This is a genomic window from Streptomyces sp. 2114.4, from assembly GCF_900187385.1.
Lineage (GTDB): Bacteria > Actinomycetota > Actinomycetes > Streptomycetales > Streptomycetaceae > Streptomyces > Streptomyces mooreae.
Genome location: NZ_FYEY01000001.1, coordinates 6,073,509 through 6,092,044 on the forward strand (window position 1 = coordinate 6,073,509; position 18,536 = coordinate 6,092,044).

At 69.4% G+C, this 18,536-nt stretch carries 13 protein-coding genes and 1 pseudogene; 11 read left to right on the top strand and 3 right to left on the bottom strand.

Annotated elements, in window-relative coordinates; genetic code table 11:
* Positions 1 to 137: 137 nt before the first annotated feature.
* From CFW40_RS26785 to CFW40_RS26805, 5 genes are all read left to right on the top strand, one after another.
* Positions 138 to 2,132 carry a glycogen debranching N-terminal domain-containing protein gene (locus CFW40_RS26785; RefSeq protein WP_088802383.1) on the top strand — a complete coding sequence of 665 codons (1,995 nt, stop codon included), beginning with the start codon at positions 138 to 140 and terminating at the stop codon, positions 2,130 to 2,132.
* A gap of 49 nt (positions 2,133 to 2,181) precedes the next feature.
* The gene (locus tag CFW40_RS26790) at positions 2,182 to 2,946 is read left to right on the top strand and encodes an NUDIX domain-containing protein (protein WP_088802384.1); all 765 of its coding nucleotides are present in this window, start codon (positions 2,182 to 2,184) and stop codon (positions 2,944 to 2,946) included.
* Positions 2,947 to 3,792: 846 nt separating this feature from the next.
* Positions 3,793 to 4,794 carry a FadR/GntR family transcriptional regulator gene (locus CFW40_RS26795; RefSeq protein ID WP_088800426.1) on the top strand — a complete coding sequence of 334 codons (1,002 nt, stop codon included), beginning with the start codon at positions 3,793 to 3,795 and terminating at the stop codon, positions 4,792 to 4,794.
* Between the two features lie 397 nt (positions 4,795 to 5,191).
* Complete coding sequence (locus CFW40_RS26800; protein ID WP_088800427.1) at positions 5,192 to 6,751, top strand: RNA polymerase sigma factor; 1,560 nt, start codon at positions 5,192 to 5,194, stop codon at positions 6,749 to 6,751.
* A 137-nt stretch (positions 6,752 to 6,888) separates the two neighbouring features.
* Complete coding sequence (locus CFW40_RS26805) at positions 6,889 to 7,698, top strand: serine protease (RefSeq protein ID WP_088800428.1); 810 nt, start codon at positions 6,889 to 6,891, stop codon at positions 7,696 to 7,698.
* 122 nt (positions 7,699 to 7,820) lie between these two features.
* On the opposite strand, the gene CFW40_RS26810 is transcribed toward CFW40_RS26805, so the two are convergent.
* Positions 7,821 to 8,051: a hypothetical protein gene (locus CFW40_RS26810; RefSeq protein ID WP_003981845.1), complete on the bottom strand. Its 231-nt coding sequence runs from the start codon at positions 8,049 to 8,051 to the stop codon at positions 7,821 to 7,823.
* A gap of 445 nt (positions 8,052 to 8,496) precedes the next feature.
* On the opposite strand from CFW40_RS26810, the gene CFW40_RS26815 reads away from it, so the two are divergent.
* From CFW40_RS26815 to CFW40_RS26840, 6 genes and pseudogenes are all read left to right on the top strand, one after another.
* Positions 8,497 to 10,617 (top strand): type IIA DNA topoisomerase subunit B, encoded by a 2,121-nt coding sequence (locus CFW40_RS26815; protein WP_088800429.1) that lies wholly within the window; start codon positions 8,497 to 8,499, stop codon positions 10,615 to 10,617.
* Positions 10,618 to 10,773: 156 nt separating this feature from the next.
* Positions 10,774 to 11,262 (top strand): DUF1453 domain-containing protein, encoded by a 489-nt coding sequence (locus tag CFW40_RS26820; protein ID WP_088800430.1) that lies wholly within the window; start codon positions 10,774 to 10,776, stop codon positions 11,260 to 11,262.
* Positions 11,263 to 11,296: 34 nt separating this feature from the next.
* A pseudogene (locus tag CFW40_RS26825) lies at positions 11,297 to 12,473 on the top strand (sensor histidine kinase).
* Entirely contained in the window at positions 12,470 to 13,156 is a 687-nt protein-coding gene (locus tag CFW40_RS26830; protein ID WP_088800431.1) for a response regulator transcription factor, read from the top strand. The pseudogene CFW40_RS26825 and the gene CFW40_RS26830 overlap by 4 nt, the downstream one beginning before the upstream one ends.
* Positions 13,157 to 13,251: 95 nt before the next feature.
* Complete coding sequence (locus CFW40_RS26835; protein ID WP_088800432.1) at positions 13,252 to 13,758, top strand: DUF485 domain-containing protein; 507 nt, start codon at positions 13,252 to 13,254, stop codon at positions 13,756 to 13,758.
* Entirely contained in the window at positions 13,755 to 15,359 is a 1,605-nt protein-coding gene (locus CFW40_RS26840) for a cation acetate symporter (RefSeq protein ID WP_088800433.1), read from the top strand. The genes CFW40_RS26835 and CFW40_RS26840 overlap by 4 nt, the downstream gene beginning before the upstream one ends.
* Positions 15,360 to 15,512: 153 nt before the next feature.
* On the opposite strand, the gene CFW40_RS26845 is transcribed toward CFW40_RS26840, so the two are convergent.
* Both CFW40_RS26845 and CFW40_RS26850 read right to left on the bottom strand, forming a co-directional pair.
* Positions 15,513 to 16,187 carry a response regulator gene (locus CFW40_RS26845; RefSeq protein WP_088800434.1) on the bottom strand — a complete coding sequence of 225 codons (675 nt, stop codon included), beginning with the start codon at positions 16,185 to 16,187 and terminating at the stop codon, positions 15,513 to 15,515.
* The gene (locus tag CFW40_RS26850) at positions 16,184 to 17,839 is read right to left on the bottom strand and encodes a sensor histidine kinase (RefSeq protein ID WP_088800435.1); all 1,656 of its coding nucleotides are present in this window, start codon (positions 17,837 to 17,839) and stop codon (positions 16,184 to 16,186) included. The genes CFW40_RS26845 and CFW40_RS26850 overlap by 4 nt, the downstream gene beginning before the upstream one ends.
* Positions 17,840 to 18,536: the final 697 nt, after the last annotated feature.

Sequence of the window (18,536 nt, forward strand, 5' to 3'; positions counted from 1 at the left end):
GCCCCGACCTCATCAGGGAGCACCACGTGCCAGGCATCGTCCCCGCTACCCGGCCGGCCCACCGGCTCCCCGGAGCGCGGCGCCCGCCGTCGCCCCGGGCCCCGCAACCCCAGCCCGTCCACTCCTCCCTCGTCTGTGTGGCCCTCCCAACTCTCGCCGTGTCCCCGGCGTCGGGGCAGCTGACCGGCCGCGGCATGGACGGCTTCTACCGCGACGGCCGACGGGTTCTGTCCCGCTGCGAACTGCGGGTCGCGGGCGACGAACCGCTCGTCGTCCAAGGGCGGTTGACCAGCGCGGGCCGGGCCCGCTTCATCGGGACGATCCGCGGCGCCGGAGAGCGGGGGCCGGACCCCGAGATCCGCGTGGAGCGGCTGCGATCCGCCGACGGCACCGAGCAGATCACGTTCCGCAGCAGTGCCACCCGGCCCGTCCGGCTGGCGGTCGAGATCCGGCTGGGCACGGACCTCGCGGAGCTCGGAGCCATCGCCGTCGGCCTCCCGGGCCCCGAACTGCAGGCCACCGTTCACGGTGCCGGACTCTGCTGGTCCGCGACCGGTGTGCACGCGGTGGCGTCCGCGACGCCCTCGCCCGAGGACGCGCTCGCCTCGGCGGGCCTGCTGCGCTGGGCACTCGAGCTGCCGCCCGGCGGCCACCGCAGTATCGAACTGCGCACCTCACTGGAGTACGAGCCGGGCGGACCCTTGGACCACCACGGGCGTGCGGCCGACGCCCGCATCCCCGCACCACGCACGGGAACGGTCGCGCGGCGAACGCGCAACGACAGGCCACCGCGCCCCTGGACGGCAGCCAGGCTGGAGTGCGACGACCGCCGGGCCGACGCGCTCATGGCGAGCAGCCTCGACGATCTCCACGGCCTGGTGATGCGGGACTCGGTCGCCGCCGCGGACAGGTATGTCGCCGGCGGATTCCCGTGGCGTTGTGGCCTTGCACCGGCCGAGGCACTGTGGACCGCCCGGATGCTGCTGCCCCTGGGCACACGGCTCGCCGCGGGAACGCTGCGGGCGCTCGCCCGTAGCCAACAAGTCGCGCCAGGAGCGGATTTCGGCCGAATTCCCGGCGCTCTGCGGGACACCGGGCCGCACTCCCCACCGAGCTGCACCGGCATCGAGGCGACCCTTCTGTTCCCCGCCGTTCTCGCGGAGGCCTGCCGCTGGGGCCTGCCGCCGCACGAGATGGAGCGGCTGCTGCCCGCCGCGGAGCACTGCCTGACATGGCTGAGGAGGATCACCGACCCACCGGGCGGGGGCCGCAGCGGCTACGTCCCCGATCCCGGGCCCGGCGGGCCGTACCGCTGCGAAACCCAGGCCCATGCCCATCGCGCGGCTCTCCTGGGCGCCGATCTCCTCGATGCCTCCCGGCCCTCCGACGCGGTGGCCCTGCGAGACTGGGCAGCCGGCCTGCGCACCCGCTTCCGCAGGGACTTCTGGCTGGAGGACCCGGCCGGCGGCCGACCCGCCGCCCTGCTCACCGCAGACGGCCGACCCGTCCCGCACTTCGGCTCCACCACCGCCCATCTCCTCGACACCGGACTGCTCGATGGCGGGACTTCGGCCCATGGCCTGCTGGACGCGTCACAGACCGACCAGCTGGCCGGACTGCTGGCCGGCCCGGCCATGGACTCGGGGTGGGGCCTGCGCGGGCTGAGCACCAAGGAGAGCGGCTACAACCCCTTCGGCCACCGCACCGGCGCGGTCCGTGTGCACGAGACGGCGGTCGCCGCCGCCGGCCTGGCCGCAGCCGGACACGAGCAGGCAGCCGGCAGCCTGATCAAAGGAGTGCTCGATGCCGCGGAGAGCTTCGGGTACCGCCTCCCCGAGATGTACGCGGGCGAGCAGCGCACCGCGGGCGGCGTCCCCGTACCGCATCCGGCGGCCTGTCGTCCCGCTGCCGTGGCGGCAGGCGGCGCGGTCCATATACTCGTCACGCTCGCCGGCCTGCGCCCGGATATCCCTGCCCAAACGGTGTCCGTACGGCCGCTCGGGACCGCCCCGCTCGGCGCGATGCAGCTCACGGGTCTGTGCGTCGCCGAGCAGCCGTTCGGCATGCGGATCAGCAGACTCGGCATGGGCATGGTGGAGACGGCGGCGGAAGGCCTGCAACTGGTGTCGTGACGTGCTCCGGGGCCTGTTTATCGTCAAGCGGACGACTATGATCACGCCCATGCCTCCCTACGACCCGTCGGCCTTCCCGCCCTTCGCCGTCACCGTCGATCTGGTCGTGCTCACCGTGCGCCGCCATGCTCTGTGCGCGCTGGCCGTGCGCCGCGGTGAGCCGCCGTTCCAGGGCCGCTGGGCCCTGCCCGGCGGATTCGTCCGGGGCGACGAGGACCTCGAGGCCGCGGCCGCCCGGGAGCTGGCCGAGGAGACCGGTCTGCACGCCCAGTCCCCGGCCGGCCCGTCCCCCGTCTACGGCGCACACCTCGAACAGCTCGCCACCTACGGCGACCCCAAGCGGGACCCCCGGATGCGGGTCGTCAGTGTCGCGCACCTGGTACTCGCCCCCGACCTGCCCGCGCCCACCGCCGGTGGCGACGCCCACAGCGCGCGATGGGCGCCCGTGGAGACTCTGCTGGAACAGGACGACGCCCTCACCCGCGAGGGCGAGCTTGCGGCTCCGCTGGCCTTCGATCACGCCCGGATCCTCGCCGACGGCGTGGAGCGCGCCCGATCGAAGATCGAATACTCCTCGCTCGCCACCGCCTTCTGCCCGCCGGAGTTCACCGTGGGTGAGCTGCGCCGGGTGTACGAGGCGGTCTGGGCCGTCGCCCTGGATCCCCGTAATTTCCACCGCAAAGTGACCGGCACCCCCGGATTCCTGGTACCCACAGGCGGCACGACGACGCGTCAGGGCGGCCGTCCCGCACAGTTGTTCCGAGCCGGTGGGGCGACGCTGCTCAATCCGCCGATGCTGCGCCCCGAGGTCTGAGCCCGGACAGCCTTCACGGCACCGCGGGGCTGAAGTTCACCCGCAGTGACACGATGGTCCGTCACAATTGCTCAATTGCGGGAAAATAGGACATATGGCGGTACTGTGGCCGGGTGAGTCCCTTCGCGCCCCCAGAAGTCCCCTGCCGGCCTCACGCCCCGTCAGTGGTGTGGCGCCTCGCGCCACCGGGTCGTCCGGCGGACTTCGTGACCCACATCCGGCCACGGTCGGCGCATCTGCCCGCGCGATGCCGTCCGCGCGCGGAGCCCTCCCGCTAGCGTCTCGCCGACGGGGGCGGCGGCTGTCCGGGCCGGTCCGTGACGGTCCGCTCGCCGCGCAACCCGGTGCCCCCTCCGCCCCCTCTCGACTTCGATGCGTCGTCCGAGGGTTCCGCGATTGCGTTTATGGAGGGCATCGTGTCGAATGCCCTGTTCCTGCTGCCAGTTGAACGGGGTCACCGAACGGCTGGATCCAGGCTGGATTATTGACCTTCGATGTATTCCGTTCCGTCGCAACGGGGATTGCCGGCAGGGGCTGGTCCGGCCCTCAACAGAGGGTTTGGCCGGCGGTCGGCGGCCGCGTCAAGCACCCCTTCGCAATTGACCAAGACGCACCTGTTCGTGATGCGACTCACGCCCCAACCCGCAGGCGGCACACCGATGTTGTCGGCAACGGGTCTGGCCTGCGGGTATGCGCTCGCGCTGCTGTGCGGCTTCTGTCGCTGATCGAGTAAGGCATATATTTTGACGCCCTGTTGTTGCGACCGCTGTCCACAACTCGCCATGCAGCGCGCATTTCTTTCCGATAAAGCGTCAATTCGGGGGTGGGGGGCGATCACCCTTTCGTGTGCTTTTCACCAAAGACCTCAAGGGTGTTCAGGGTGTCGCCGACAAAAGATGCGTGAGTACCCTTGCGCACACCATGATGACCGCGGCTCGCCCCGGCGACACCGGCCTCGCAGGCCCGGGCGAGCTTGACCGCTACCCCTACGCGAACGCCGCCAACGCCGCGAACGCCAACAACGCAGCCGGCCACGACCGTGCCGAGCGCGTTTCGCAGGTCTGGGACGGCTCCGAGGCCGACATCGGCCGGGTCGGCCGTCGCGCCGCCGGCAGCCGCGGCCGCGGCCTGCACGGCCAACTCGTCCAGCAGCTCGGCCAGATGATCGTCTCCGGGGATCTCGGCGCGGACCGCCCGCTCGTCCCCGAGGAGATCGGCCAGCGCTTCGAGGTCTCCCGCACCGTCGTCCGTGAGTCGCTGCGAGTCCTCGAGGCCAAGGGCCTCGTCAGCGCCCGCCCGAACGTGGGCACCCGGGTGCGCCCGGTCAGCGACTGGAACCTCCTCGACCCCGACATCATCGAATGGCGGGCCTACGGACCTCAGCGTGACGACCAGCGGCGTGAGCTCTGCGAGCTGCGCTGGACGATTGAGCCCCTCGCCGCCCGGCTCGCCGCCGGCCACGGCCGTGAGGACATCCAGCAGCGGCTGGCCGACATGGTCGAGATCATGGGGCACTCCGCGGCCCAGGGCGACACCATGACCTTCTCCCGCGCCGACGCCGAGTTCCACTCGCTGCTGCTGCAGCTCGCCGGCAACCGCATGCTCGAACACCTCTCGGGCATCGTCTCCGCCGCCCTGCACGTCTCCGGCGGCCCCGGTGGTGGCTGCGAGCGGCCGGTCGAGACCTCCGTGGGCCAGCACATGCGGGTCGTCGACGCCATCGGCTCGGGCGACGCCACGGCGGCCGAATCAGCGATGCGCCAGCTCCTCGCCGCCCATGGCGAGGTCGGCGGCCAGGGCTCCGGGGCGCCCGTGGACCACGTCGTCCCCGCGCCCCGCGAGCACTGAAGGCCCGTACCCGGCCGTGTACGGACCGTAGGCGCCGCACGGCCCCGTGTCCTGCGCGCCCCTCGGGGCAGGGCACGCCGTACGCGGCGAGACGCAGAGATATCGCCGGATCCGCGTCCTCGACCGGATCCGGCGACAGGTCTTGGGAGGATTGCATGTCATATGACTGGGAATGGGTCGTTATGGAGTGTGACTCGGGCCACGCAGTTTGGGCGTAACGCTCTTCCGGGAAGCGCGATGACTTAAGAGGTGATAGCCGAGGAGGGAATACGAGCGGCGTTCGTGACGCTGTTCAACTCCCCGGTTGCCCCTGCGCCGTCGGTCCATCCCCACCGGCGGTCGTCGGCTCCGATCCACACTGGACGGGGTCGGAAGCCGTTTCCATCGTTCCGAGAGGTTGTTCGTGTCGGCCAGCACATCCCGTACGCTCCCGCCGGAGATCGCCGAGTCCGAGTCTGTGATGGCGCTCATCGAGCGGGGAAAGGCAGATGGGCAGATCGCCGGCGATGACGTGCGTCGGGCCTTCGAGGCTGACCAGATTCCGCCAACCCAGTGGAAGAACGTTCTGCGCAGCCTCAACCAGATCCTCGACGAGGAGGGTGTGACGCTGATGGTCAGTGCCGCAGAGGCGCCCAAGCGCACCCGCAAGAGCGTCGCAGCGAAGAGTCCGGCGAAGCGCACCGCCACCAAGACCGTCGCGGCCAAGGCCGCCACGGTCAAGAAGACCACCGCCGCCGCGGCCCCCGCCCCTGTGGCGGACCCGTCGGCCGATGAGTCCGAGTCCGCGCCTGCGAAGAAGGCAGCGGCGAAGAAGGCGACCGCCAAGAAGACGGTCGCGAAGAAGGCCACGGCCAAGAAGGCCACCGCCAAGAAGACCGCGTCCAAGAAGGACGTCGACGAGCTGCTCGACGACGAGGTGACCGAGGAAGCACCGGCGCCCGGCAAGGGCGAGGCTCCCGAGGTCGCCGAGGGCGCGGAGAACGCCGGTTTCGTCCTGTCCGACGATGACGAGGACGACGCCCCGGCGCAGCAGGTCGCCGCGGCCGGCGCCACCGCCGACCCGGTCAAGGACTACCTCAAGCAGATCGGTAAGGTCCCGCTCCTCAACGCCGAGCAGGAAGTGGAGCTCGCCAAGCGCATCGAGGCGGGTCTGTTCGCCGAGGACAAGCTGGCGAACTCCGACAAGCTCGCGCCGAAGCTCAAGCGTGAGCTGGAGATCATCGCCGAGGACGGCCGCCGGGCGAAGAACCACCTCCTGGAGGCCAACCTCCGTCTGGTCGTCTCCCTGGCCAAGCGGTACACGGGCCGCGGCATGCTGTTCCTGGACCTGATCCAGGAGGGCAACCTCGGTCTGATCCGTGCGGTCGAGAAGTTCGACTACACCAAGGGCTACAAGTTCTCGACCTACGCCACGTGGTGGATCCGTCAGGCCATCACCCGTGCCATGGCCGACCAGGCCCGTACGATCCGTATCCCCGTCCACATGGTCGAGGTCATCAACAAGCTCGCGCGCGTCCAGCGCCAGATGCTCCAGGACCTGGGCCGCGAGCCCACCCCGGAGGAGCTGGCCAAGGAACTCGACATGACCCCCGAAAAGGTCATCGAGGTCCAGAAGTACGGCCGCGAGCCGATCTCGCTGCACACCCCGCTGGGCGAGGACGGCGACAGCGAGTTCGGTGACCTCATCGAGGACTCCGAGGCGGTCGTCCCGGCCGACGCGGTCAGCTTCACGCTTCTGCAGGAGCAGCTGCACTCGGTTCTGGACACTCTCTCCGAGCGTGAGGCCGGCGTCGTGTCCATGCGCTTCGGCCTCACCGACGGCCAGCCCAAGACGCTGGACGAGATCGGCAAGGTCTACGGCGTCACGCGTGAGCGGATCCGCCAGATCGAGTCGAAGACGATGTCGAAGCTGCGTCACCCGTCGCGCTCCCAGGTGCTGCGGGATTACCTCGACTAGTCCGACCGCTCCAAGAGCGCCGCGAGCCCGGTCACTCCTTAGCTGGAGTGGCCGGGCTCGCGCTCGTCCGGGGTGCGCCGGGCCGCCGTTTGGGTCACTCTGGGTGTGCGCGCACTGTCCCAGAGTCAGGAGTTGGAATGCGCCCGACCGCACCTGCCGCCCTCGGCGCCCTCGCGCTGGTCCTCGTCCTGCCGGTGTCGGCGACTGCGGACGAGTTGGTGATCGGCGGTAAGCCCGCAGCGCTGTCACAGAGCCCCTGGGCGGTGGCACTGGCCTCCCATGAGCGCTTCGGGACCCAGCGCTCCGGACAGTTCTGTGGTGGTGTGCTCGTCGGGCACTCGACAGTGGTGACGGCGGCGCACTGTCTGAGCAAGGAGATTCTGGGCGTCCCCTGGAGAGAAGTGCGGGACCTGAGGATCGTCGTCGGCCGTGACAAGCTCAGCGGTGGCGGCGGTCAGGAACTCAAGCCGGCGAAGGTCTGGGTCAACCCGCGCTATGACAGCTACACGAACGACGGTGACATGGCTGTCCTCACGCTGGGCAAGCCGGTTCCGAACCGGCCCATCCCCATGGCGGGACGGCAGGACAGCGCCTACCGGGCCGGCAATGCGGCCACGGTCTACGGCTGGGGGGACACCACGGGCGGAGGCAGCTATGCGTCACGGCTGCGCGCGGCGCACGTGAATGTGCTGCCCGATGCGGTCTGTGCGCGGGCGTATCCGGGCAGTGCCGACGGTACGTACAAGGCGCGAACGATGCTGTGTGCGGGGGCGCCCCGCGGCGGCCGCGACGCCTGCCAGGGGGACAGCGGCGGGCCGCTGGTCGTGCGCGGGCGGCTGGTGGGCCTGGTGTCGTGGGGGACCGGCTGCGGTCGGCCGGGCAGTCCCGGGGTCTATACGCGCGCCTCGGCGATTCTCCCGGCGGTGTCCGCAAACGGGGCCGGGTGACGGGTGCGGGGGGGTGACGGGCATGTCTGCGCGTACGAGTGCGGGCGGTGTCCCCGGTGGTGTCGGGGAACCGCCCGCGATACGGCGCTGGGCCGCTGCTCGCTCGTCGTGGATGCGAAGTGTCAGCGTTCCTCATCGGACGCGGACGCCGGAGAAGCGGTCAGCCGCTCCGTCTCGTCCTGTATTTCCGCGGCGATCTTCTTGAGTTCTGGCTCGAACTTGCGACCGTGGTGGGCGCAGAAGAGCAGTTCTCCGCCGGACATCAGGACGACGCGCAGGTATGCCTGGGCGCCGCAGCGGTCGCAGCGGTCAGCGGCCGTCAGCGGGCTCGCGGGTGTCAGAACAGTAGTCACGTCGCCTCTTCTCTAGCTCGACGAGCTGTCGTACCAGGGTCAACATCCAACCAGGCCGAAAACGTTCCCGCTCGTGCCTTTTCCTCGAAAAAATTCTCGGAGGGGGCCGGGTGCTGCCGGGTGGCGGCGAATGAGCCGTATTGCGTGGTGGTCTGATTCACGTTGGTTGTTGGATCTGTGTCCTCCCGGCTGGCTTGCCGGTTGTTGATGAGGACGTGCCCGGAGCCTAAATGGTTCATGCCTCGAAGGGAACGTGATGTGCACGTCACTCGGACGTCACCCCATCGAGGGATCGAACGTACGAGCGAAATTCTACTACCATGGGCATGCTTACGGGTGGCGTCACATCGGCTCTACCAGGCCTCGGTACCCTCTGACGGGCGACACCGCCACAACCGAGTCCGCGGAATGCGGGCTGCCAGAAATTCAGCGAGGAGCGAACCGCGTGACCGCCGAGATGTCCGTGCCGTCCACCGCAGTGCTGACCGGGGCAGACCGGGACGGTTCCAACTACACCGCGCGGCATCTGCTCGTCCTCGAGGGGCTCGAGGCCGTCCGGAAGCGCCCCGGTATGTACATCGGCTCGACGGACAGTCGCGGCCTGATGCACTGCCTGTGGGAGATCATCGACAACTCCGTCGACGAGGCGCTGGGCGGCTACTGCGACCACATCGAGGTGATCCTCCACGACGACGGGTCGGTGGAGGTCAGGGACAACGGCCGCGGGATCCCCGTGGACGTCGAGCCCAAGACCGGCCTCAGCGGCGTCGAGGTCGTGATGACCAAGCTGCACGCCGGCGGAAAGTTCGGCGGCGGCTCCTACGCGGCCTCCGGCGGTCTGCACGGCGTCGGCGCCTCGGTCGTCAACGCCCTCTCCGCCCGGCTCGACGTCGAGGTGGACCGCAGCAGCAAGACGCACTCGATCAGCTTCCGCCGAGGCGTCCCCGGCATCTTCACCGAATCGGGCCCCGACGCCCCCTTCGACCCGGGCAACGGCCTGCTCAAGGGCAAGCGGATCGCCAAGACGAAGACCGGCACCCGAGTGCGCTACTGGGCCGACCGGCAGATTTTCCTCAAGGACGCCAGGCTCTCCCTGGAGACGCTGCACGCCCGCGCCCGCCAGACGGCGTTCCTCGTACCCGGCCTGACCCTGGTCGTCCGTGACGAGCGGGGCATCGACGGCGCCGGCAAGACGGAAGAGACGTTCCGCTACGACGGCGGCATCAGTGAGTTCTGTGAGTACCTCGCACAGGACAAGGCCGTCTGCGACGTGCTCCGGCTGACCGGCCAGGGCACCTTCAAGGAGACCGTGCCGGTCCTCGACGACCGCGGTCACATGACACCCACCGAGGTCACCCGGGAACTGGCCGTCGACATCGCGCTGCGCTGGGGCACCGGCTACGACGCGACGCTCAAGTCGTTCGTGAACATCATCGCGACACCCAAGGGCGGCACCCACGTCTCCGGCTTCGAGCGGTCGGTCGCCAAGACGGTCAATGAGGTGCTGCGGTCGAGCAAGCTGCTGCGCGTCGCTGAGGACGACGTCGTCAAGGACGACGCCATGGAAGGCCTCACTGCCGTCGTGACCGTACGACTCGCGGAGCCGCAGTTCGAGGGTCAGACCAAGGAGGTGCTCGGCACCTCCGCCGCCTCGCGCATCGTCGCCCAGGTGGTGAGCAAGGAACTCAAGGCGTTCCTCACCTCCACCAAGCGGGACGACAAGCAGCAGGCGCGCGCCGTCATGGAGAAGATCGTCGCCGCGGCCCGGACACGCATCGCCGCCCGTCAGCACAAGGAGGCGCAGCGGCGGAAGACGGCGCTGGAGTCCTCCTCGTTGCCGGCCAAGCTCGCGGACTGCCGCAGTGACGACGTCGACCGCAGCGAACTCTTCATCGTTGAGGGCGACTCGGCGCTGGGCACCGCGAAACTGGCCCGGAACTCGGAATTCCAGGCGCTGCTGCCGATCCGCGGCAAGATCCTCAATGTCCAGAAGTCATCGGTCTCGGACATGCTCAAGAATGCCGAGTGCGGTGCCATCATCCAGGTCATAGGGGCCGGATCCGGCCGCACCTTCGACATCGACACCGCCCGCTACGGCAAGGTCATCTTCCTGGCCGACGCAGACGTCGACGGCGCGCACATCCGCTGCCTGCTGCTGACGCTCTTCCAGCGCTACATGCGGCCCATGGTCGAGCAGGGCCGGGTGTTCTCCGCCGTCCCGCCGCTGCACCGGGTCGAACTGATCAATCCCAAAAAGGGGCAGGAAAAGTACATCTACACCTACTCGGACAACGAGCTGCGCCAGACGCTGCTCGAGCTCCAGCGCAAGAAGGTCCGCTACAAGGACAGCATCCAGCGCTACAAGGGCCTGGGTGAGATGGACGCCGACCAGCTCGCCGAAACGACCATGGACCCGCGCCACCGCACCCTGCGCCGCATCAACATCAGCGATCTCGAAGCGGCGGAGAAGGCCTTCGACCTCCTGATGGGCAACGAAGTCGCTCCCCGTAAGGAGTTCATCACCAACTCCGCGTCCACTCTGGACCGTTCGCGCATCGACACCTGACCGGACCGCAGCTCCGACGGGCGCCCCTCCACCCCTGGGTGGACGGGCGCCCGTGGCGTTTCCACCCGGCCCCCACCCTGGCTCCGATCCGGCCGCCGGCACCGCTCCGTAGCGTCGGAAACGTCGAATTCCCCGTCCTGCGGAGGGCCTGAGTCCATGAACGACTTGCTCAACATCGTTGTGATCACCGCGGCGGTTGCCTGGGTGTTCATCCGGCAGTTCTCGGCGCGGCGTGTCACGTCGGAGGGCAAGAAGTGGTGGCTTATTCCGGTCGTTCTGACGGTCCTGGCGCTGCGGCAGCCCGGCCTCCTGGATCCTGGGCACCACGCGGCGTCCGCCGTCCTGCTCGGCGGGGAGATCCTTATCGGGCTGGCCTGCGGCGTCGGCTGGGCGTGGACGATACGCATCTGGACGGACGCGGACGGCGCGGTCTGGAGCAAAGGAGGCTGGGCGGCGGCCGGTGTGTGGCTGTGCGGCATGGTGCTGCGCCTCGGTCTCATGGGGATCGCCGCGGCCATGGGGGTCCACCAGGGCGGCGCGGCCACCATGCTCTCCGTTGCGGCGATGCTGCTGACCCGTGCCGGTGTCACCACCTGGCGGGCCCAGGCCCTGCAGCAGACGTACCGTGTCCCTGTTGCGGGCTGACGCCCCTCCCCGCACGCGCTGGGAAGGACCGTACGTGCCGCTGAACTACTGGACGAGGTGGCCCCTGCGGGAGTCGCTGTCCCGTGAGGGCGTCAGCGGCGCCCGTGTGTGGATCGGCCGAGCGGTGCGTGTCGTGGTACTCGCCGGCCTGGTGTGGATCACTTTGACGGGGCCGGGCTTCACCGGTTGGGGTCGGGTGGCGGCGTGTGCCGGCATGGCCGTCACCGTCCTGGTTTTCCGCGGCTTCTTCCGCATGACGCTGGCCCGCCGTCTGTGGCCATCCATCGGGCTGTTCGCACTACTGGTGGCGGCGGCCTTCGGCTTCGCTTTCGCCGGGGCGCAGGTGCCCGCGATCGTGCTGTGGTGTGCCTGTGCCGTCATCGCCTTGGAGCGGCTTCCGCTCAGCTTCGCGGTACTGTGCGCCGTCGCGGCCCTCGGCGCGTACGCAGTGCTGGGCCACGGCGACTGGATCGCGACCACCGCGACCACGGTGGGTCTGGCGCTGGCGGGCTATGTCGTACGGCTGGACGCCGAGGCCCGCGGCAACGCCCAGCGACTGCTGGCCCAGGAACGGGCTGCCCGCAAGGCGGAGGCTGAATCGGCGGCGCTCACCGAACGCGGGCGGATCGCGCGAGAGATCCACGACGTCCTCGCCCACAGCCTCAGCGCCCAACTGGTGCACCTGGAGGCGGCGCGGCAGCTGATCCAGCGCAGCACCGACCTCGAGGCGGACCGTGATCAGCTCCTGGACAGGGTGGTCGCATGCCGGGGGATGGCCCGTGAAGGGCTGGACGGCACCCGTGAGGCACTTTCCGCGCTACGCGGGGAGTGACCCCGGTCGAGGACTTTCTGCGCCGCCTGACGGCCGCTGAGGGCATTCGGCTGGAGGTGGCGGGCGAGGGTCGTGCCTTGCCGGCGGAGGCGGGCCTCGCGGTCCGCAGGGTCGCTCAGGAGGCGCTGACGAACGTACGCAAGCACGCCCCGGGGGCACGGGTGAACGTGCGGCTGGAGTACGGGAGGGACGGCGTAGGGCTGGAGGTGCGTGACTTCGGCGGCCGCGGCAGCCCGGCGAGCTCGGGGACAGCGGCTCCGGATACGGTCTGCTCGGGATGCGGGAGCGCGCCGAACTTCTCGGTGGAACGCTGGATTCCGGCCCCGACGAGGGGGGTTTCGTGGTGCGGCTGCGGCTGCGGCTGCGGGTGCCGGTATGACGGCACGCACAGTGACACGGGTGGTGGTCGCCGATGACCAGACCGTGGTGCGCGAGGGAATCGTGATGCTGCTGGGACTGCTGCCGGGCATCGAGGTCGTCGGGTCGGCCGCGGACGGCGTGGACGCCATCCGGCTCGTCGCCGAACTCCGCCCCGACGTCGTGCTGATGGACCTGCGCATGCCGCGCTGTGACGGTGTCGAGGCCACCCGGCGCATCCGTGCCGAGCACCCCGGTACTCAGGTCGTCGTGCTCACCACCTATGCGGACGACGACTCGCTCTTTCCTGCACTGCAGGCCGGCGCCCGTGGCTATCTGACCAAGGATGCGGACGGCGATGAGATCGTCCGCGCCATAGACGGTGTGCTCTCGGGCGAAGCGGGTCTGTCGCCCACGATCCAGCGCAGGCTGCTGGAGCGGGTGGCGGAGCCCGTACGGCCCCTGCCGCAACCGCCGGACGTGGCCCCGGACGGCCTGACCGCCCGCGAGGTGGAGGTGCTGCGGCTGGTTGCCGATGGCCAGTCCAATCCGGAGATCGCGCGGACGCTGCACGTCTCCACCGCGACGGTGAAGACACACATCAACAATCTCTTCGCCAAAGCAGGGCTGCGGGACCGGGCTCAAGCCATCCACTACGCGTACCGCCACGGCCTGGCGCAGCCGCCCGGACAGCCCATCACCTGATGGGGTGAAGGGTTCGGAATGAAGAGTCCCGGATCTTCCTTTCTGTCCAACCTTGGGTCGCACGGACAACAGCCCCGTGCACCAAGGAGAGTTCGGTGGACAAGCAGGACGGCCGCTCGGCCGGTGAATCAGGGGGCGTACGGCTCGACGACCCCTGGTACGACGCTCTCGCCTCCGGGTGGGGCGAGCTGGACGACGCAGCGGAGGCAGCGGCCGAGTGGGGCGGCGGGCAGTCACCCCAGCCGGTATCAGTACCCGAGGACGAGCGGTCCTCGCCGTATGACGAGATCTATCTCGCGGTGCAAAGAAGCGTGGCCTTCCAGGAGGTGCGCCGCCGCTACCGGCGGTTCGTCCTGCCCGGCACAGCGGTCTTTCTGGCCTGGTACCTCGCCTATGTGATCGCGGCGACCGCCGCGCCCGGGCTCATGGCCCACCGTGTCGCCGGCGCCCTGAATGTCGCGATGCTGGCCGGACTCGGTCAGTTCGCCACAACATTCCTGCTGACCTGGGCGTACGCGCGCCATGCCCGACTGCGCAGGGACAGCGCTGCACTCGACATCCGCTGGGAAACCCAGGAGCTCACCGGAGGGAACGTACGGTGACCGACGACCACCAGGCCCTTGCCTGGGTTCTGTTCAGCGTGTTCATCGCCATCACCCTGGCGATCACCACCTGGGTGAGCCGTCGCAGGCACGGCTCCGCCGAAGAGTTCTACGCGGGAGGGAGGCTCTTCTCTCCGATGGAGAACGGTTTCGCCATCGCGGGGGACTACATGTCCGCCGCGTCCTTCCTCGGCATTTCTGGCCTGATCGCCCTCTTCGGTTACGACGGCCTGTTGTACTCGGTCGGCTTCCTCGTCGCCTGGCTCGTCGTCCTCTTCCTCGTCGCCGAACTGGTCCGCAACTGCGGCAGGTTCACCCTCGCCGATGTCGTCGCGGCCCGGATGCGGGAACGCCCCGTCCGTATGGCGGCCGGGGCGGCCTCCGTCACCGTGTCGGTGCTCTATCTGGTGGCGCAGATGGTCGGGGCCGGCAGCCTGGTCGCCCTGCTCCTGGGGGGCGCGGGCCAGCAGGCCCGTACCTGGATGGTAATCGGGGTCGGTGCCTTGATGGTGGTCTACGTCGCCTTCGGCGGGATGCGGGCCACCACCTGGATCCAGATCGTCAAGGCAGTGCTCCTCATGGGTGGCGCCATCGCTCTGACCGTCCTGGTACTCGTCCGGTTTCACGGCGACTTCAACGTCCTGCTGAACACCGCCGCCGAACGCAGCGGCCACGGTCGTGACTTCCTCGCACCGGGCCTCAAATACGGTGAGGACTGGATCTCTCGGCTGGACTTCATCAGCCTCGGCATCGCGCTCGTCCTGGGAACCGCCGGGCTGCCGCACATCCTCTCCCGCTTCTACACCGTTCCCACGGCACGTTCCGCCCGTCGATCAGTCGTCTGGTCCATCGGGCTGATCGGTGGCTTCTACTTGATGACCATCGTGCTTGGCTTCGGTGCTGCGGCGGTACTCGGCAGCGACGCCGTCCGTACGTCCAATACGGCCGGCAACACTGCCGTCCCGCTGCTCGCCCTGGATCTGGGAGGCGGCGCGGGGTCGACCGGCGGCACGGTTCTCTTCGCCGTAGTGGCGGCAGTCGCGTTCGCGACCATCCTGGCCGTGGTCGCCGGCATCACGCTCGCCTCGTCGGCTTCCGTCGCGCACGACCTGTATGCCTCGCTACGGCGTCCGCGCGGCACGGCGCAGGATGCCCAGCGGGCCGAGGTGACCGTGGCGCGCATCGCAGCGGTGGCCGTCGGTGCGGTTGCGATCGGCCTCGCCCTGCTGGCTCAGGACCTCAATGTCGCCTTCCTGGTGGGCCTGGCCTTCGCCGTTGCCGCATCGGCCAATCTGCCGGTCCTGCTGTACACGCTCTTCTGGCGCCGCTTCACGACCCGGGGCGCGGTCTGGTCCGTATACGGCGGTCTGATCCCGGCGATCACTCTGGTCGTTCTCTCACCGGTGGTCTCCGGCAGCCAGGAGTCACTTTTTCCCGGGTTGGACTTTGCCTTCTTCCCGCTCGACAACCCCGGCGTCGTATCGATCCCGTTGGGCTTCCTGATGGGGTGGCTGGGAACGGTGCTCTCCCCGGAGGCCGCCGATGAGGCACGGCATGCAGAGACGGAGGTACGGGCGCTGACAGGGGCAGGGGCGGCTTAGGCCCGTTCGACACATTCCGGTACACCAGGGTCGGGCCGGCCCTGGCCCTGGTCCGGACGGGCGTCGCAGGTCACCTGTCGCGTGGCTGCGACGCCCTACCCGTACACCGGCTTCCCGATACCCATCGGCTCACCGTGGCGTTCATTCTTCTGGCTAGGCCCACTCGTAGCGGTGCTCGGGGCGGCCGGTCTCGCCGTACTTGAGTGTGAGGCGCACCCGCCCGGTGCGTTCCAGGAGTTTGAGGTAGCGCTGTGCGGTCTGCCGGCTCAGCCCTGCCTGGAGGGCGACGTCCTGCGCCGACAGCGGGGCGCCCGCGGAGCGCAGCACCGAGCGCACCCGATCGGCGGTGGCGGTGGAGTGCCCCTTCGGCAGCTCGGAGGGACCCGCGTTGGCGGCTCCCAGCGCCCCGAAGATCCGATCCACTTCGGACTGTTCGGCCACTCCGCCACCCGCAAAGGTGCGATGCAGCGCCGCGTATCCCAACAACTTGGAGCGCAGGCCTGCGAAGGTGAAAGGCTTGACGAGGTACTGCAGCGCACCGTGGCGCATCGCGGCCTGCACGGTGGCGATATCGCGCGCCGCCGTCACCATGATCACGTCGGTGACCAGGCCGCGCCGCCGTAGGTCGCCGACCAGTTGGAGCCCTGTTCTGTCGGGGAGGTAATGATCCAGAAGGATCAGATCGACGGAGCGGGCCTCAAGGGCGGCAAGGGCCTCAGCGGCCGTGTGCGCGAGGCAACTGACACGGAAGCCCTCGATCTTCGCGACATAAGCAGCGTTGATCTTCGCGACCTGCACATCGTCGTCCACGACCAGTACGTCGATCATCTGGCGGCCTCCGTGGAGCCGTCGGGGCGACGAGCGCCCCCTTCGGACCCTCTGGTGGTGCGAGAGTCCGTGCCTGCTTGCTGGAGGGTTGCTTCGTGCGCTGCGGGAAGCTCTCCGGACAGTGCGTCGGGGAGCGTCACGGTGAATACCGCTCCGCCACCGCGGCGCTCGCCCACCTCGACACTGCCTCCGTAGCGCTCGGCGAGGCGCCTTACGAGCGCGAGGCCGATGCCGCGCTGCCCGTGGGCAGGCGGTTCCTTCGTCGTCCAGCCCTCGGTGAAGATCTCCCCGCGGCGCTCTTCGGGCACGCCCGGGCCGTTGTCGCTGACGCGCACGATGGCGGTACGACCGTCGGCGCGGACCTCCGCTTCCAGTTGCGCGTCACGCTCACCCGACGTGGCGTCCAGCGCGTTATCGACGAGGTTGCCGAGGACGGTGACCAGGCTGTGCGGGTCGACCAGGCGGTCGGGCAGGTGTGTACGGGGGGAGATGCGCAGGGAGGCGCCGCGCTCGGTGGCGACCGTGGCCTTGCCCACCAGCAGCGCAGCCAGCAGCGGATCGTGGATGCGCTCGGTGACCTGCTCGGCAGTCGCATGGTGCACGCCCACGGCCTGCGTCACAAACTCCACTGCCTCCTCGTGCAGACCGAGTTCGAGCAGGCCGAGGAGGGTGTGCAGCCGGTTGGCGTGCTCGTGGTCCTGGGCCCGGAGGGCGTCGATGAGGCCGCGGGTGCCGTCCAGTTCACGCCCCAGCCGCTCCAGCTCGGTACGGTCGCGCAGGGTGACCACGGCACCGCCGTCGCCTGTCGGCATACGGTTCGCCACCAGGACCCGGTGCCCGCTGACGGTCAGTAGGTCTGCTCCCGACACGCGGCCTGCCAGGACGTCCGTTGTACGGCCGGGAGGCAGGACCGCGTCCAAGGGGCGGCCGGTGTCCTCGGCATGGAGATCCAGGAGACGCTGCGCCTCGTCGTTCAGCAGACGGATGCGGCCGTTCTTGTCGAGGGCGAGGAACCCTTCCCGGATACCGTGCAGCATCGCCTCCCGCTCGACCACCAATGCGGAGATGTCGGAGAACGCCAGGTCGTGGGTGCGGCGCTGGAGCCGGCGGGCGACGAGATAGGCGGCGAGCGCGCCCACGGCTAGCGCTCCGCCCGCGTAAGCGAGCAACTGGGGGACGGTGGAGAGCAGCCGTTCTTGCACGCTCTCGTACGCAATGCCCACGGAGACGGCGCCGACGACCTTGCCGTCCTCGTCACGGAGCGGGACCTTGCCTCGTGCGGACCTGCCCAGGGTGCCCTCATCGATCTGCATCACCTCCTGGCCGGAGAGCGCGATGCTCGGATCGGTGGAGACGTGGCGGCCGATCTCATCGGGGTCGGTATGCGACCAGCGCACCCCCTGTTTGTCCATGATCACCACGTACTCGGCGCCGGTGGCGGCGCGAATCCGCTCCGCCTCGTGCTGTACGGGGCCGTGGCGCGTCGGACGGGAGGACTCCAGGGCATCGTCAAGGCGAGGCTCGGCCGCGGTGGTCTGTGCGATGGCGAGGGCGCGGCGCATCGCCTGGTCGTCGAGCTGCGCACTGAGCGGGGCAAGGAACAGACCGGTCGCCAGGGCCGTGACACCCGCTGCGATGGCCAGCTGCACCATCAGCACCTGAGAGAAAACCCGCCGAGGCCACCCCAGCCGGGGCCTTGGCCGGCGCGTTGTGTGGTCGGTAGGGCCGTGGCCGACCAGGGACCGAGTGCCGACAGCCTGTAGATCGGCAGTCGTCTGCGGGGCGCTGAGTGGCTCGTTGCTGTGGGCGTCGGAGACCGTCTCGGTGGGAAACGGGGCGGGACCCGAGGGCTCTACGGCGCTCGGGCGGGGGACCGACGCTTCCTTCTCGCCCATACGGACGAACAGTAAGCGGGGAGATGGGTCGGCCGGTAATACCTGACGGAGCGAATTCGGAGGGTGTCCGAGCGGCGACTTGCGAGGCCCCCGCTCGTCGCGAGCCGCAGAAGGTGGCGCGCGCTGCTGGCTGGCCGACGCGACGCCAATGCCGCGACTCATGGCCGCCCCGTCAGCTCGTCGCGCTCGGCCCCGGGCTCATCCCAGCAATTCCCAGCAGGAGGGAGGCCATCGGCATCTCGGCGTGAGATGACGTAAGCGGGGTCCCGCCGATCGGTGGCAGAGGCAGACTCCAGCGACGAAGAAGCAGGTCAGATGCGCTGCATCGAGGGCCGGGAGGAGGCAGAAGCGGTTATCCACAGGCCTTTCGGTTGCGGATTGCGCGCGCGTAACTTCGCACGGTGTGCGGGCGGCTGGGCCTTGCGTAGGGGTGCGGCCGGCCGGTCGGTCTGTG